The following is a 15,339-nucleotide window of genomic DNA, read 5'->3' on the forward strand; positions in this document are numbered from 1 at the left end:
ACAGTGCGCAAGGTGCTCATCGCCAACCGCGGGGAAATCGCCGTCCGCGTCGCCCGGGCCTGCTCGGACGCCGGTATCACCAGCGTCGCCGTCTACGCCGAGCCGGACCGGGATGCGCTGCACGTCCGCGCGGCCGACGAGGCTTACGCGCTGGGTGGCGACACCCCCGGCACCAGTTACCTGGACATCGCGAAGGTCCTGAAGGCCGCCGCGGACTCCGGTGCCGATGCCGTCCATCCCGGTTACGGGTTCCTGTCGGAGAACGCCGACTTCGCCCAGGCCGTCCTCGACGCGGGTCTGACCTGGATCGGCCCGCCCCCGCAGGCCATCCGCGACCTCGGCGACAAGGTGACCGCCCGGCACGTGGCGCAGCGCGCCGGCGCGCCGCTGGTGGCCGGTACCCCGGACCCGGTCACGGGTGCCGACGAGGTGGTCGTGTTCGCCCGGGAGCACGGCCTTCCGGTCGCCATCAAGGCGGCGTTCGGCGGCGGCGGCCGCGGCCTCAAGGTCGCCCGCACGCTGGAGGAGATCCCGGAGCTGTACGAGTCGGCGGTCCGCGAGGCGGTCGCCGCCTTCGGTCGCGGCGAGTGCTTCGTCGAGCGCTACCTGGACAATCCGCGGCACGTGGAGACCCAGTGTCTGGCCGACAAGCACGGCAACGTGGTGGTCGTCTCCACCCGTGACTGCTCGCTGCAGCGCCGGCACCAGAAGCTGGTCGAGGAGGCGCCCGCGCCGTTCCTGACCCCCGAGCAGAACGCCGAGCTGTACCGGGCGTCCAAGGCCATCCTGAAGGAGGCCGGCTACGAGGGCGCCGGGACCTGCGAGTTCCTGGTGGCGCTGGACGGCACGATCTCCTTCCTGGAGGTCAACACCCGTCTGCAGGTCGAGCACCCGGTCACCGAGGAGGTCACCGGGATCGACCTGGTCCGCGAGATGTTCCGGATCGCCGACGGCGAGGAGCTGGGCTACGGCGATCCGGAGGTGCGCGGCCACTCCTTCGAGTTCCGCATCAACGGCGAGGACCCGGGCCGGGGCTTCCTGCCCGCGCCCGGCACCGTGACGCTGTTCGCGCCGCCGTCCGGCCCGGGCGTCCGGCTGGACTCCGGCGTGGAGAGCGGCTCGGTCATCGGCCCGGCCTGGGACTCCCTGCTGGCCAAGCTGGTCGTCTCCGGCCGTGACCGCAAGCAGGCCCTGGAGCGGGCCCGCCGCGCGCTGAACGAGTTCAAGGTGGAGGGCATGGCCACCGCCATCCCGTTCCACCAGGCGGTCGTCACCGACCCGGCGTTCGCGCCCGAGGTGCACGGCGGCGAGGGGCCGTTCACGGTCTACACCCGGTGGATCGAGACCGAGTTCGACAACACCATCCCGCCGTTCGCCGGCGCGGCCGGTGACGGCGAGGAGGCCGAGGGCCGCGAGACCGTCGTGGTCGAGGTCGGCGGCAAGCGGATCGAGGTCTCGCTGCCGTCCTCGCTGGGCGTCTCGGCGGCTCCGGCGGCCGGTGCGGCGGGTGCCACGAAGGCCAAGCGCCGGGTGGGTGCCAAGAAGGCCGGTTCGGCCGTCAGCGGCGACACCCTGGCCTCGCCGATGCAGGGCACCATCGTCAAGGTCGCCGTCGAGGAGGGCCAGGTCGTCGCCGAGGGCGAGCTGATCGTGGTCCTAGAGGCGATGAAGATGGAGCAGCCGCTGAACGCGCACAAGGCGGGCACCGTGGTCGGCCTCAAGGCCGAGGTGGGCGCGAGCGTCAGCAGCGGCGCCGCGCTGTGCGAGATCAAGGACTGACACCGCCCCTGCGGCAGCGACCGGTCCGTACGCCCCTCGGGGTGTGCGGACCGGCCGCGTTTCCGGCCCGGGTTCAGCGCCCGCGCGGCAGTCCCAGTTCGGCCAGCCGGACGGGCATGCCGGGGCCGGCCGGTCCGCCGTGCGTGCCGGGGCGGCGCTGGCCGGGCAGCGGGGCGGCGCCGGGGGGCGGGGAGACGGCCCGGCGCGGCATCGGGCCGGGCTGGGTCTGGTGGACGGGGCCGCTGCCGGTGCCGTGCACCGGGGCGTCGCCGCTGGGGGCGGCGCCGAGCGGCGCCAGGTCGATCTGCACCCCGCAGTCGGCGAGCGCGTCCAGTTCGCGGGCGGTGGCGTCGTCCGCCGTCGCCTGCTCGTCCGTGACCAGCCGGGTGATGGTCTCGGTGGGGACGGTCTGGAACATGGTGTCCGCGCCGAGCTTGGTGTGGTCGGCGAGGACGATGACCTCGGCGGCCGACTGCACCAGCGCCCGGTCCACGCTCGCGGACAGCATGTTGGTGGTGGACAGGCCCCGCTCGGCGGTCAGCCCGCTGCCGGAGAGGAAGGCCTTGGACACCCTCAGCCCGTGCAACGACTGCTCGGCACCGCTGCCGACCAGCGCGTAGTTGGAGCCCCGCAGGGTGCCGCCGGTCATCACCACCTCCACCCGGTTGGCGTGCGCCAGCGCCTGGGCGACCAGCAGCGAGTTGGTGACCACGGTGAGGCCGGGCACCCTGGCCAGCCTGCGGGCCAGCTCCTGGGTGGTGGTGCCGGCGCCGACCACCACCGCGTCGCCCTCCTCCACCAGGCCGGCGGCGAGGTCCGCGATGGCGCTCTTCTCCGCCGCGGAGAGGTGGGTCTTCTGCGGGTAGCCGGGTTCGCGGCTGAAGCCGCCGGGGAGCACCGCGCCGCCGTGCCGGCGGTCGAGGAGCCCTTCTGCCTCCAGCGCCCGTACGTCGCGGCGCACGGTGACTTCGGAGGTCTGGACGACGCGGGCCAACTCCCGGAGCGAGACCGCTCCGTTGGCGCGCACCATTTCGAGGATCAACTGGCGACGTTCTGCTGCAAACACAGAACCGACGGTAACCTGCGTGACCGTCTGCTTTCAGGCGTTTGCAGCTAGTAGCGGGAAATGCTCACGCAAGAGCGGCGCGTGACCGTACAATACGCGCCGCCAGCACCCCGGGGCTGCGCCCGCCGTCCGGGTGACGACCACTCCTGCGCAAAAGGGCGGCCACCGATCGGCAGCCGCCCTCAACTGTGCGCCGGACGCTCAGGATTCGCCGTCGGCCCGCTTGCGGATGTGCAGCTGCCGGGCGGCCTCGGCCGTCGAGCCGGAGACGGAGGGGTAGACGGTGAAGGCGCTGGCCACCTGTTCGACGGTCAGATTGGCGTCCACCGCGAGCGCGATCGGGTGGATCAGCTCGCTGGCACGCGGGGCGACGACCACGCCGCCGACCACGATGCCGGTGCCCGGGCGGCAGAACAGCTTCACGAAGCCGTCCCGGATGCCCTGCATCTTCGCCCGCGGGTTGCCGCGCAGCGGCAGCTTGACCACGACCGCGTCCATCTTGCCGCACTCCACGTCGGCCGCGGTGTAGCCGACGGTGGCGATCTCCGGGTCGGTGAAGACGTTGGAGGCGACGGTCTTCAGGTTCAGCGGCTGCACCGCGTCGCCGAGCGCGTGGTACATCGCGATCCGGCCCTGCATGGCCGCCACCGAGGCGAGCATGAAGACGCCGGTGCAGTCGCCGGCCGCGTACACGCCCGGGGCGCTGGTGCGGGAGACCCGGTCGACCTGGATCTGGCCCCAGTCGTTGAGCTTGACCCCGGCCTCCTCCAGGCCCATCTCCGCGGTGTTGGGGATCGAGCCGACCGCCATCAGACAGTGCGTGCCGGTGACCACCTGGCCGTTGGACAGGGTCACCTCGACCTCGTCGCCGACCCGCTTGGCGCCCTCGGCCCGGGTCCGGCTCATCACGTTCATGCCGCGGCGGCGGAAGACGTCCTCCAGCACCTCGGCGGCGTCCGGGTCCTCGCCCGGCAGCACCCGGTCGCGGCTCGACACGAGCGTGACCTTCGAACCGAGCGCCTGGTAGGCGCCGGCGAACTCGGCGCCGGTCACACCGGAGCCGACCACGATCAGCTCGCGCGGCAGCTCCTCCAGGTCGTACACCTGGGTCCAGGTGAGGATCCGCTCGCCGTCCGGCTGGGCGTCCGGCACCACGCGCGGGTGGGCGCCGGTGGCGATCAGCACCGCGTCGGCGCGCAGCGACTGGACGGTGCCGTCCGGCGCGTCCACCAGCACCTCGCGGGAGCCGTCCACCGCCTGCCCGCCGGAGCCGAGCCGGCCACGGCCGCGCAGCACGGTGACCCCGGACCGGGTGACCGACTGGGTGATGTCGTGGGACTGCGCGATCGCCAGGCGCTTCACGCGGCGGTTGACCTTGCCCAGGTCCACGCCGATGACCTTGGCCGCGTCCGCGCCCTCGTCCTGGGCGACGGTGATGCCCAGTTCCTCGTACGAGGTGTCGAAGGTGGTCATCACCTCCGCGGTCGCGATCAGGGTCTTCGACGGCACGCAGTCGGTGAGCACCGCCGATCCGCCCAGACCGTCGCGGTCGACGACGGTCACCTCCGCGCCGAGCTGAGCGGCCACCAGCGCCGCCTCGTAGCCGCCGGGTCCGCCACCGATGATCACGATCCGAGTCACGTGCACCATTGTCCCGCACGCCGGGATCGCCGCCACGCCGGGGTCCGCGCTCCTGTGCGATCGCCCAGTCGCCCCGGACCGTCCGTCCGCCGGGCTAGTCTTCCCCCCATGCCCCTTTACGCCGCGTATGCCACCAACCTCGATGCCCGGCAGATGACCCGCCGCGCCCCGCACTCCCCCCTGCGCGGTTCCGGGTGGCTGGACGGCTGGCGGCTCACCTTCGGCGGCGAACAGCTCGGCTGGGAGGGCTCGTTGGCCACCGTCGTCGAGGACGGGAAGGACCAGGTCTTCGTCACGCTGTACGACGTCGCGCCGATGGACGAGGAGGGCCTGGACCGCTGGGAGGGCGTCCAGCTCGGCATCTACCGCAAGATCAAACTGCGCGCCCAGACCCTGGACGGCGACATCCCGGTCTGGACGTACGTGCTCAACGACTACGAGGGCGGCCTGCCCGCGGCCCGCTACCTCGGCCTGATCGCCGACGCCGCGGAGAGCGCCGGCGCCCCGCACGACTACGTGATGGACCTGCGCCGCCGCCCCTGCTGATCGGGGCCGGTCCCTTTGGACGTACCGACGAGAACCGTCACCCAAAAGGCGCCACCGAGCTGTGCTTTCGGGTCAACCGGGTAACGATCCGGCATGCCGTGCCGGATTTTCTACGCGCGTAGCCAAATCCCGTCTATCCTCGGACCCGTGAACGCAACCCCTCAGTCGGTCGTCTCCGCCGACCCCTACGCCGCCGCCCAGGCCGCCGCCGAGCGCCTGCGCGAGCTGACCGGTGCCGAGCGGCACGACGTCGCCCTGGTGATGGGCTCCGGCTGGGTGCCGGCCGCCGACGCCCTGGGCGAGACCGTGGCCGAGTTCCCGGTCACCGACCTCCCGGGCTTCCCCGCCCCCGCCGTCGCCGGCCACGCCGGCACGATCCGCTCGGTGAAGATCGGCGACAAGCGCGCCCTGATCTTCCTCGGCCGCAACCACTACTACGAGGGCCACGGCGTGGCCACCGTCGTCCACGGCGTGCGCACCGCCGCCGCGGCCGGCTGCGGCATCATCGTGCTGACCAACGGCTGCGGCGGTCTGCGCGAGGGCTGGGTCCCCGGCCAGCCGGTCCTGATCAGCGACCACATCAACCTCACCGCGGACTCCCCGATCGTCGGCGCCAACTTCGTCGACCTCACGGACCTGTACTCCAAGCGGCTGCGCGCGCTCTGCCGCGAGGTGGACCCGACCCTCGACGAGGCCGTCTACGTCCAGTTCCGCGGCCCGCACTACGAGACCCCGGCCGAGGTCAACATGGCCCGGGTGATCGGCGGCGAGCTGGTCGGCATGTCCACCACCCTGGAGGCCATCGCCGCCCGTGAGGCCGGCGCCGAGGTGCTCGGCATCTCGCTGGTCACCAACCTGGCCGCCGGCATCACCGGCGAGCCGCTCAACCACGCGGAGGTCCTGGAGGCCGGCAAGGCCTCCGCCGAGCGCATGGGCGAGCTGCTGGCGAAGGTCCTTGACCGGATCTGACGCCCACCAGGCGCACAATCGTGAACGACGGGGCCCACGGGCGGCGTGATCCGCTGATCACACCCGCCCGCGGGCCCCGTCCGCATGTGCACACCCCATCTTTACGGAACCCTCCGGTCTTTACGGAACCCTCCGTCCGACGAACCGACGCACTTCCCGATGGAGCTGGCAGCCATGACGCAGGCACCCACCACCACCGACCTCCTCGCCCGGGCCCGCACCTGGCTGGCCGAGGACCCCGACCCACAGACCCGCGAGGAGCTCACCGCCCTGCTGGCCCTGGCGGAGGGCCCCGAGGCCGAGACGGACAGCAAGCTCGCCTGGTCGGACCTCGCCAAGCGCTTCTCCGGCCGACTCCAGTTCGGCACCGCCGGCCTGCGCGGCGAACTGGGCGCGGGCCCGATGCGGATGAACCGCGCCGTGGTGATCCGGGCCGCCGCCGGCCTGGTCGCCTACGTCAAGCAGCAGAACCTGGGCGACCTGGTCGTGATCGGCTACGACGCCCGCCACAAGTCCTACGACTTCGCCCGGGACACCGCCGCCGTGGTGGTCGGCGCCGGTCTGCGCGCCGCGCTGCTGCCGCGCCCGCTGCCGACCCCGGTGCTCGCCTTCGCCGTCCGGCACCTGGGCGCGGCCGCCGGCGTCACCGTCACCGCCAGCCACAACCCGCCGCAGGACAACGGCTACAAGGTCTACCTGGGCGACGGCTCGCAGATCGTCCCGCCGGCCGACGCCGGGATCGCCGCCGAGATCGACGCGATCGACTCGCTCCACGACGTCCCGCGCGCCGAGGAGGGCTGGGAGGTGCTCGGCGAGGACGTCATCGAGGCCTACCTGGCCCGGGCCGTCTCGATCGTCGACGAGCACAGCCCGCGCGAGCTCGACGTCGTCTACACCCCGATGCACGGCGTCGGCCGCGACACCCTGGTCGCCGCCTTCCGCCGGGCCGGCTTCCCGGCGCCCACCGTCGTCGCCGAGCAGGCCGAGCCCGACCCGGACTTCCCGACCGTGGCCTTCCCCAACCCGGAGGAGCCGGGGGCGATGGACCTCGCCTTCCGCACCGCCGCCTCGGTCGGCCCCGACATCGTGATCGCCAACGACCCGGACGCCGACCGCTGCGCGGTGGCCGTCCCCACCAACGGCGACGCGGCCGGCGGCGGCAGCGGCGCCGCCGGCTGGCGGATGCTGCGCGGCGACGAGGTCGGCGCGCTGCTCGGCGCGGCCCTGGTCGCCAAGAAGGCCGAGGGCGTCTTCGCCACCACCATCGTCTCCGCCACCCTGCTCGGCCGGATCGCCGAGGCCGCCGGCCTGGGCTACGCCGAGACGCTGACCGGCTTCAAGTGGATCGCCCGCGCCGACGGCCTGCGCTACGGCTACGAGGAGGCGCTCGGCTACTGCGTCGACCCGCAGGGCGTCCGGGACAAGGACGGCATCACCGCCGCTCTGCTGGTCGCCGAACTGGCCGCCACCCTCAAGAAGTCCGGCCGCACCCTGAACGACCTGCTGGACGACCTGGCGCTGGAGCACGGCCTGCACGCCACCGACCAGCTGTCGGTCCGCGTGCACGACCTCTCGCTGATCGCCGACGCCATGCGCCGCCTGCGCGAGCAGCCGCCGACCGTCCTGGCCGGCCTCCGGGTCACCCGCGCCGACGACCTGTCGGCCGGCTCCGCCGACCTGCCGCCCACCGACGGCCTGCGCTACTACCTGGCCGGCGAGGCCGTCCGCTCGGCCCGCATCGTGGTGCGCCCGTCCGGCACCGAGCCCAAGCTCAAGTGCTACCTGGAGGTCGTCCTGCCGGTCGCCACCGCCGCCGACCTCGCCGCCACCCGCGAGCGGGCCGCCGAGCTGCTCGACGCCGTCAAGCGCGACCTGGCCGAGGCCGCGGGCATCGCCGCCTGACGCCCGCCCGCCCACCCGGAAGGGGCCCGCGACCGGCGGGCCCCTTCCGTACGTCCGCTGCTTCTGCTCAGAGGGCGTTCTGCTCAGAGCGCGTTCTGCTCAGACCGCGATCGCCGTGATCAGCGCGGCCAGGCCCACCAGCGTCGGCGCGATCACCCACCAGCACCAGGACACCACGACCGGACCGGCCGCGTCGGGGCGGGCGGCGTTGCGCTCGGCCATCTCCTGCAGCACGGTGGTCACCTGGTCGGACCAGGCGCGGGTCGGGTCGGCGGAGCCCTGCACCACCGGGTTGGACTGGCGGCCGAACACCATCCCCATCCGGGAGGCGTGCTCGGCGCCGCCGCGCTCCTGGGCCCGGGTCGCCCGCTTGCGCTGCCGCAGCGACACCGGCACCGCCCACACCTGGTACTTCTTGCCCCCCGCGAGCAGCTCGACCGAATACCCCGCGCGCAGTGTGTCCACCGCGGCCCACGGCGCGGTGATGGTCCGCCACGGGTTGCGCACCACCAGTCGGCTGCTGCCGGCCCGCACCTCCGGGCGCAGCGTGTAGGCGATCACCGGGAAGGCGAACACCGGCACCGACGCGAGCGCGACGTACGGCGTCTTCCCGGTCCCGTTCAGCACCGCGTCGCCGATCAGCCAGGCGGCGACGGCCAACAGCAGCACTCCGGAGATCACACCGGGGACAGAGCGGTACACGCGGTCCGCGTACGCGGGCTCCCCGTCGGGGGCGGCGGAACCCCGGTGGGGCTTGCCGTCGGAATCGGTCATGCCGTCGATTCTGCCCCATGCCCCCCACCGAGAGGTCTCGGTCCGGCATCGAATGCCGTCCCCGGACCACCCGGTCACCCTCCTCCGCTCGCCCGGCCCACGCATCCCCGCCGCCGCCCCGCCACGGCCCCGGATGTCTCGGTCCGGCCACGAAAGATGGGGGGTCTAGCGGTCGACTACGCGCGTAGATATGCTGCTCTGGTGACTATGTCCACTGTTGCAGCCAATGCCCCCGGCGTTGCGGGCAGCGGCCTTCAGGACGTTGCGGCGTCCGAGGCCTCGCTCCGCCGCTTTCTGCACGGCCTGCCCGGCGTCGACCAGGTCGGCCTGGAGGCGCGTGCCGCCGCCCTCGGTACCCGCTCGATCAAGACCACGGCGAAGGCCTACGCCATCGACCTGGCGATCTCGATGATCGACCTGACCACGCTGGAAGGCGCGGACACGGTCGGCAAGGTGCGCGCCCTCTGCGCCAAGGGCAGGACCCCCGACCCGACTGACCCGACCACCCCCCGCGTCGCCGCCATCTGCGTCTATCCGGACATGGTCGCCACCGCGAAGGCCGCCCTGCGGGGCACCGACATCCAGGTCGCCTCGGTGGCCACCGCGTTCCCGGCCGGCCGCGCCGCCCTCCCGGTGAAGCTCGCCGACACCGCCGACGCGGTCGCCGCGGGCGCCGACGAGATCGACATGGTGATCGACCGCGGGGCCTTCCTCTCCGGCCGCTACTTCGACGTCTTCCACGAGATCGTCGCCGTCAAGGAGGCGTGCAAGCGCCCGGACGGCACCTCCGCCCACCTCAAGGTGATCTTCGAGACCGGCGAGCTGCAGACGTACGACAACGTGCGCCGCGTCTCCTGGCTGGCGATGCTGGCCGGCGCCGACTTCATCAAGACCTCCACCGGCAAGGTCGCCGTCAACGCGACCCCGCCGGTCACCCTGCTGATGCTGGAGGCGGTCCGCGACTTCAAGGCGCAGACCGGCGTCCAGGTCGGCGTGAAGCCGGCCGGTGGCATCAAGACCACCAAGGACGCGATGAAGTACCTGGTGATGGTCAACGAGACCCTCGGCGACGACTGGCTGACCCCGCACTGGTTCCGCTTCGGCGCCTCCAGCCTGCTCAACGACCTGCTGATGCAGCGCCAGAAGCTCACCACCGGACGCTACTCCGGCCCCGACTACGTGACGGTGGACTGATCACCATGGCCAAGAAGAAGAACACCGAGGAGCCCACGGCCAAGCCGGCCGGAGGCCTCTTCGCCTACGCCCCGGCCCCCGAGTCCTCCGCCGCCGCGGGCGACATCGCCACCTCCTACGGCCACTTCATCGGCGGCGAGTTCGTCGACTCCTCCGGCAGCGAGGCCCTGAAGACGGTCAACCCGGCCACCGAGCAGGTGCTCGCCGAGTTCGCCCAGGGCACCGACGAGGACGTGGACCGCGCGGTCGCCGCCGCCCGCAAGGCCTTCGCCGACTGGTCGGCGCTGCCGGGCAGCGAGCGCGGCAAGTACCTGTTCCGGATCGCCCGGATCATCCAGGAGCGCAGCCGCGAGCTGGCCGTGCTGGAGTCGATCGACAACGGCAAGCCGATCCGCGAGACCCGCGACTTCGACATCCCGACCGTCGCCGCGTGGTTCTTCTACTACGCGGGCTGGGCGGACAAGCTGGACTACGCGGGCTTCGGCCCGAACCCGCGCCCGCTGGGCGTGGCCGGCCAGGTCATCCCGTGGAACTTCCCGCTGATGATGCTGGCGTGGAAGATCGCGCCCGCCCTGGCGACCGGCAACACGGTCGTCCTCAAGCCGGCCGAGACCACCCCGCTGACGGCCCTGCGCTTCGCCGAGATCTGCCGCCAGGCCGGTCTGCCGAAGGGCGTCGTCAACATCGTCACCGGTGACGGCCGCACGGGCGCCGCGCTGACCGCGCACCCGGACGTCAACAAGGTCGCCTTCACCGGCTCCACCCCGGTCGGCCGGGCGATCGCCAAGCAGCTGGCCGGCAGCCGCAAGAAGCTGTCGCTGGAGCTGGGCGGCAAGGCCGCGAACATCGTCTTCGACGACGCGCCGATCGACCAGGCGGTCGAGGGCATCGTGAACGGCATCTTCTTCAACCAGGGTCACGTCTGCTGCGCGGGCTCGCGCCTGCTGGTCCAGGAGTCGATCCAGGACGAGCTGCTGGACGCCCTGAAGCGCCGGATGGCCACCCTGCGGGTCGGCGACCCGCTGGACAAGAACACCGACATCGGCGCCATCAACTCGGCCGCCCAGCTGGCCCGGATCACCGAGCTGACCGACGCCGGCGAGGCCGAGGGCGCCGAGCGCTGGTCGCCCGACTGCGAACTCCCGGGCACCGGCTTCTGGTTCAAGCCGACCCTGTTCACCGGCGTCAGCCAGGCCCACCGGATCGCCCAGGAGGAGATCTTCGGCCCGGTGCTGTCGGTGCTGACCTTCCGCACCCCCGCCGAGGCGGTCGACAAGGCCAACAACACCCCGTACGGCCTCTCCGCCGGCATCTGGACGGAGAAGGGCTCGCGCATCCTGTGGACGGCGAGCCGGCTCAAGGCCGGCGTGGTCTGGGCCAACACCTTCAACAAGTTCGACCCGACCTCGCCGTTCGGCGGCTACAAGGAGTCGGGCTACGGCCGCGAGGGTGGCCGCCACGGTCTGGAGGCCTACCTCGATGTCTGACACGACCTACGCGCGTCTTGACGTCCTCAAGACCTACAAGCTGTACGTCGGCGGGAAGTTCCCGCGCTCCGAGAGCGGGCGGGTGTACGAGGTGACGGACGCAAAGGGCGAGTGGCTCGCCAACGCCCCGCTGGGCACCCGCAAGGACGCCCGCGACGCCGTCCTGGCCGCCCGCGCGGCGGTCAAGGGCTGGTCCGGCACCACCGCGTACAACCGCGGCCAGGTGCTGTACCGGGTGGCCGAGATGCTGCAGGGCCGCCGCGAGCAGTTCGCCGCCGAGGTGTCCGCCGCCGAGGGCATCGGCCCGAAGAAGGCCGCCGCGCTGGTGGACGCCGCGATCGACCGCTGGATCTGGTACGCGGGCTGGACGGACAAGGTCGCCCAGATCGCGGGCGGCGCCAACCCGGTCGCCGGCCCCTTCTTCAACCTCTCCACCCCGGAGCCGACCGGCGTGGTCGGGATCGTCGCCCCGCAGGCCGGGTACGGGCACTCGCTGCTCGGCCTGGTCTCGGTGATCGCCCCGGCGATCGCCACCGGGAACACGGTCGTGGTCGCGGCCGCCGCGGACGCCCCGCTGCCGGCCCTGTCGCTGGGCGAGGTGCTCGCCACCTCGGACGTCCCGGGCGGCGTGGTCAACATCATCTCGGGCCGCACGGCCGACATCGCGCCCACGCTGGCCTCGCACCAGGACGTCAACGCGCTGGACCTCACCGGGGCGATCGCCGCCGACGGCCCCGGCGCGGCGCGGGCGCTGGAAGCGGCCGCCGCGGATACCCTGAAGCGGGTAGTCCGTCCGGAGCTGGACCCGTTCGCCCAGGACTGGACCAATGCGCCCGGTACGGACCGGCTACTCTCCTTCCTGGAGACCAAGACGGTCTGGCACCCGATGGGGATCTGACCTCCCCGTCACCGAGTAACAACTCCACAGACTGGCCGTCCCCCGTGCCCTCTCCCCCCCAGGGCCCGGACGGTCATTGGACGGACCCGCGCCTCTCCCCCCCTGGCGCGGGTCCGTCGCCTTTCGCCGCCTGTCGCCGCCGCTCTCCGTCGCCACGCCGGCAGCTGCCGATGGTCCACGTCGCGCTCGCCGACCCACGGGCCCGGCAGAAGGTGTGCTCCGACCGGTTTCGGCATCGGGCCCCGATGCGTCAGACTGGTGTCCCGTGAGTGACGACCCGCTGAATCCTGCGCCGACGACCCGCGCCCTGGTGGTCCTGCTGTCCGGCCCCTCCGGCTCCGGGAAGTCCTCGCTCGCCGAGCGCAGCGGCCTGCCCGTGCTGCAGCTGGACGACTTCTACAAGGACGGGGACGACCCCACCCTGCCGCTGCTGCCGGACGGCGCGGTCGACTGGGACTCCCCGCTGGCCTGGCACCGCGACCAGGCCGTCGCCGCGATCCGCAGCCTGCACGAGACCGGCCGCACCGACGCCCCGGTGTACTCGATCCCGGACAACGGCCGGATCGCCACCCGCACCCTGGACCTGGCCGGCGCCCCCGCGTTCATCGCCGAGGGCATCTTCGCCGCCGAGATCACCGCCGAGTGCGCCGCCGAAGGCCTGCTCGGCGACGCCCTGTGCCTGCGCAACGGCGCGCTCACCACGGCCTGGCGCCGGCTGCGCCGGGACGTCCGGGAGGGCCGCAAGTCGCTGCCCGTGCTGCTGCGCCGCGGCTGGCGGCTGATGCGCGCCGAGCGGTCCATCGTCGGGCGGCAGGTCACCCTGGGCTCGCACCCGTGCGCCGGTGCGGAGGCCGAGCGCCGGATCCGCGCCGCCGCCGGGCCGCGGCAGCTCTCGTCCGTCTGAGCACGGCCGCGGGGGGACGAGGAGCGGCCGCGCGAGAACGGAGAACGACGGGCCCGGTGCGTCTCCCCCGCACCGGGCCCGTCGCCTTCCCCGAACGATCCCCGGGCTCCCCGTGGTCACCGCTCCCCCGAGCCGGCGTCCACGGACCGCGACCGTCCGCTACCCGTCCCCCGACGGGAGTCCCACTCCTGCGCGTCCCGCGCGCCCCTGCGCGTTACGCGACCAGCTCGCCGAACGCCCGGACGGTGTCGCCCGACTTGTTCAGGTGCTCGTCCTCGCGCAGCCGGCGCAGCGCCCGCCAGATGCTGCTCTTGACCGTACCGACGCTGATCCCCAGCACGTCGGCGATCTCCGGGTCGGTCTTGCCCTCGTAGTACCGCAGCACCAGCATGGTCCGCTGGTTCTCCGGCAGCTTCGCCAGCGCCTGCCAGAGCACGGTGCGCAGCTCGGTGCCGCCCATCGCGTCGGTGTCGCCGGCCGTCTCCGGCAGCTCCTCGGTCGGGTACTCGTTGACCTTGCGGCGCCGCCAGGCGGAGATGTGCAGGTTGGTCATGGTGCGGCGGAGGTACCCGCCGACCGCGGCCTTGTCGGTGATCCGGCCCCAGGCCCGGTAGGTGCTGAAGAGCGCGCTCTGCAGCAGGTCCTCGGCCTCGTAGCGGTCACCGGTGAGGTGGTACGCCGTGGCGTACAGGGAGGCGCGGCGCTCGCGCACGTACGCGGTGAACTCCGTGATGTGGTCCTCCGCGACGGCCGGGTGCTCCCCCTGCGCGTCTCCCTGTCCCGCCTCGGTGGTGCGGGCCGCGGCGGGGTTCAGCCGCAGCAGCGTCGCACCGGCGGCCTCACGACCGGCCGACTCCCCCGAGCCGACCGTCCGCAGACCGCTTCCCCTGTTTCCCCCCGGGGCGTCCTTGCCCTCGACGCGGACGGGGAGGATCCCCCGCAGCGTGAGGGTGCCGGCGGAATCGGCCGCGTTCCCCACCCGGCCGATCCCGTACAGCTCCCCAGCCCTGGCGCCGCCGCTCACCCGACGGGCGACAGGGTTTCCACCGGTGCTGTGCGCGCACCCCCGTACGGTCACGGCACCGGAGTTCTCGTCGGTCCTGACCTCGTACCGGGTCCGCGTGGTGGTCGCTGACGAACGCGCGGTGCGGACAGCCGGGTTGGTCCGGGTCTGAAGCATGGCGTTCATCGTGCGCCCCCTGGGTCGGTACGAGCGGTTCCTGTTGCCGCCTTCCAGCCGGCCGGGTTGGCCCGCTGTCCTGCGGCGACATGGAAAATCCTGCCCGGCGGTTGTGATGGCGCTGTCCGCCGACTGTCACAGGGGTGTCACAGGGGCGGGCCGTTCGTCCCGGTCCGTCTCCCTCCGTACCGGACGCCGGTACCTCTCCTTCCGGTTCCCATACGGGTGCCGACCGGTCCGGGGGGTGATTCGACGCTTCGAGTGGGCCAAAATGGGGCCGTGCCTTTCCTCCTTCTGATCGAGGACGACGACGCCATCCGGACCGGCCTCGAACTCGCCCTCACCCGCCAGGGCCACCGCGTGGCCACCGCCGCCTCCGGCGAGGACGGTCTGAGGCTCTTCAAGGAGCAGCGGCCGGACCTCATCGTGCTGGACGTGATGCTGCCCGGAATCGACGGCTTCGAGGTCTGCCGCCGCATCCGCCGCACCGACCAGCTGCCGATCATCCTGCTGACCGCCCGCTCGGACGACATCGACGTGGTGGTCGGCCTGGAGTCCGGCGCCGACGACTACGTGGTGAAGCCGGTGCAGCCGCGGGTGCTGGACGCCCGGATCCGGGCCGTGCTGCGGCGCGGCGAGCGGGAGAGCTCGGACTCCTCCGCGTACGGCAGCGTGGTGATCGACCGGGCGGCGATGACCGTCACCAAGGACGGACAGGACCTCCAGCTCACCCCGACCGAGCTGCGGCTGCTCCTGGAACTCAGCCGCCGCCCCGGCCAGGCGCTCTCCCGCCAGCAGCTGCTGCGGCTGGTCTGGGAGCACGACTACCTGGGCGACTCCCGCCTGGTGGACGCCTGCGTGCAGCGGCTGCGGGCGAAGGTCGAGGACGTGCCGTCCGCGCCGACCCTGATCCGCACCGTACGCGGGGTGGGCTACCGGCTGGACCCGCCGGCCTGACCGGCCCTCCCCTCCGCCCTGAACTTCCGTACGACGACAGGC

13 protein-coding genes are annotated in these 15,339 nt (G+C 72.8%); 9 read left to right on the forward strand and 4 right to left on the reverse strand.

Features of this window, described 5'->3' with window-relative positions:
• Positions 1-3: 3 nt before the first annotated feature.
• The gene (locus P3T27_RS05705) at positions 4-1,779 is read left to right on the forward strand and encodes a biotin carboxylase N-terminal domain-containing protein (RefSeq protein ID WP_280674906.1); all 1,776 of its coding nucleotides are present in this window, start codon (positions 4-6) and stop codon (positions 1,777-1,779) included.
• A 73-nt stretch (positions 1,780-1,852) separates the two neighbouring features.
• On the opposite strand, the gene P3T27_RS05710 is transcribed toward P3T27_RS05705, so the two are convergent.
• Positions 1,853-2,845: a DeoR/GlpR family DNA-binding transcription regulator gene (locus tag P3T27_RS05710; RefSeq protein ID WP_280674908.1), complete on the reverse strand. Its 993-nt coding sequence runs from the start codon at positions 2,843-2,845 to the stop codon at positions 1,853-1,855.
• Positions 2,846-3,046: 201 nt separating this feature from the next.
• On the reverse strand, positions 3,047-4,495 hold the full coding sequence (locus P3T27_RS05715) for an NAD(P)H-quinone dehydrogenase (RefSeq protein WP_280674910.1): 1,449 nt from the start codon (positions 4,493-4,495) through the stop codon (positions 3,047-3,049).
• A gap of 99 nt (positions 4,496-4,594) precedes the next feature.
• Between P3T27_RS05715 and P3T27_RS05720 the strand changes: the two genes are divergently transcribed.
• The 3 genes from P3T27_RS05720 to P3T27_RS05730 all read left to right on the forward strand — a co-directional run bounded on the left by P3T27_RS05720 (position 4,595) and on the right by P3T27_RS05730 (position 7,903).
• Positions 4,595-5,032, forward strand: coding sequence for a gamma-glutamylcyclotransferase (locus P3T27_RS05720; RefSeq protein ID WP_280674912.1), 438 nt, complete (start codon positions 4,595-4,597; stop codon positions 5,030-5,032).
• A 93-nt stretch (positions 5,033-5,125) separates the two neighbouring features.
• On the forward strand, positions 5,126-6,001 hold the full coding sequence (locus P3T27_RS05725) for a purine-nucleoside phosphorylase (protein ID WP_280674914.1): 876 nt from the start codon (positions 5,126-5,128) through the stop codon (positions 5,999-6,001).
• Positions 6,002-6,175: 174 nt separating this feature from the next.
• A complete protein-coding gene (locus tag P3T27_RS05730) occupies positions 6,176-7,903 on the forward strand; it encodes a phospho-sugar mutase (protein WP_280674916.1) in 1,728 nt (575 codons plus the stop codon).
• A gap of 99 nt (positions 7,904-8,002) precedes the next feature.
• Here the strand turns inward: P3T27_RS05730 and P3T27_RS05735 are convergent, their stop codons facing one another.
• Positions 8,003-8,677: a PH domain-containing protein gene (locus P3T27_RS05735; RefSeq protein ID WP_280674918.1), complete on the reverse strand. Its 675-nt coding sequence runs from the start codon at positions 8,675-8,677 to the stop codon at positions 8,003-8,005.
• A gap of 207 nt (positions 8,678-8,884) precedes the next feature.
• Here P3T27_RS05735 and deoC point away from each other — a divergent pair, with 207 nt between their 5' ends.
• The 4 genes from deoC (at position 8,885) to P3T27_RS05755 (ending at position 13,160) form a co-directional block, all read left to right on the forward strand.
• Positions 8,885-9,871 (forward strand): deoxyribose-phosphate aldolase, encoded by a 987-nt coding sequence (gene deoC, locus P3T27_RS05740; protein WP_280674920.1) that lies wholly within the window; start codon positions 8,885-8,887, stop codon positions 9,869-9,871.
• A gap of 5 nt (positions 9,872-9,876) precedes the next feature.
• Entirely contained in the window at positions 9,877-11,358 is a 1,482-nt protein-coding gene (locus P3T27_RS05745) for an aldehyde dehydrogenase family protein (protein WP_280674922.1), read from the forward strand.
• On the forward strand, positions 11,351-12,256 hold the full coding sequence (locus P3T27_RS05750; protein ID WP_280674924.1) for an aldehyde dehydrogenase family protein: 906 nt from the start codon (positions 11,351-11,353) through the stop codon (positions 12,254-12,256). The genes P3T27_RS05745 and P3T27_RS05750 overlap by 8 nt, the downstream gene beginning before the upstream one ends.
• Positions 12,257-12,521: 265 nt before the next feature.
• The gene (locus P3T27_RS05755) at positions 12,522-13,160 is read left to right on the forward strand and encodes an ATP-binding protein (RefSeq protein WP_280674926.1); all 639 of its coding nucleotides are present in this window, start codon (positions 12,522-12,524) and stop codon (positions 13,158-13,160) included.
• Between the two features lie 214 nt (positions 13,161-13,374).
• Here the strand turns inward: P3T27_RS05755 and P3T27_RS05760 are convergent, their stop codons facing one another.
• On the reverse strand, positions 13,375-14,238 hold the full coding sequence (locus tag P3T27_RS05760; RefSeq protein ID WP_348534070.1) for a SigE family RNA polymerase sigma factor: 864 nt from the start codon (positions 14,236-14,238) through the stop codon (positions 13,375-13,377).
• 381 nt (positions 14,239-14,619) lie between these two features.
• Between P3T27_RS05760 and P3T27_RS05765 the strand changes: the two genes are divergently transcribed.
• Complete coding sequence (locus P3T27_RS05765; protein WP_030257458.1) at positions 14,620-15,297, forward strand: response regulator transcription factor; 678 nt, start codon at positions 14,620-14,622, stop codon at positions 15,295-15,297.
• The last annotated feature ends 42 nt before the right edge of the window (positions 15,298-15,339 follow it).

The organism is Kitasatospora sp. MAA19 (genome assembly GCF_029894125.1).
GTDB lineage: Bacteria > Actinomycetota > Actinomycetes > Streptomycetales > Streptomycetaceae > Kitasatospora.

Coding starts and splice junctions, on each gene's coding strand:
- deoC (WP_280674920.1), top strand. CDS start 8,885: ATGTCCACTGTTGCAGCCAATGCCCCCGGCGTTGCGGGCAGCGGCCTT.
- P3T27_RS05715 (WP_280674910.1), bottom strand. CDS start 4,495: ATGGTGCACGTGACTCGGATCGTGATCATCGGTGGCGGACCCGGCGGC.
- P3T27_RS05720 (WP_280674912.1), top strand. CDS start 4,595: ATGCCCCTTTACGCCGCGTATGCCACCAACCTCGATGCCCGGCAGATG.
- P3T27_RS05745 (WP_280674922.1), top strand. CDS start 9,877: ATGGCCAAGAAGAAGAACACCGAGGAGCCCACGGCCAAGCCGGCCGGA.
- P3T27_RS05730 (WP_280674916.1), top strand. CDS start 6,176: ATGACGCAGGCACCCACCACCACCGACCTCCTCGCCCGGGCCCGCACC.
- P3T27_RS05750 (WP_280674924.1), top strand. CDS start 11,351: ATGTCTGACACGACCTACGCGCGTCTTGACGTCCTCAAGACCTACAAG.
- P3T27_RS05725 (WP_280674914.1), top strand. CDS start 5,126: ATGCCGTGCCGGATTTTCTACGCGCGTAGCCAAATCCCGTCTATCCTC.
- P3T27_RS05735 (WP_280674918.1), bottom strand. CDS start 8,677: ATGACCGATTCCGACGGCAAGCCCCACCGGGGTTCCGCCGCCCCCGAC.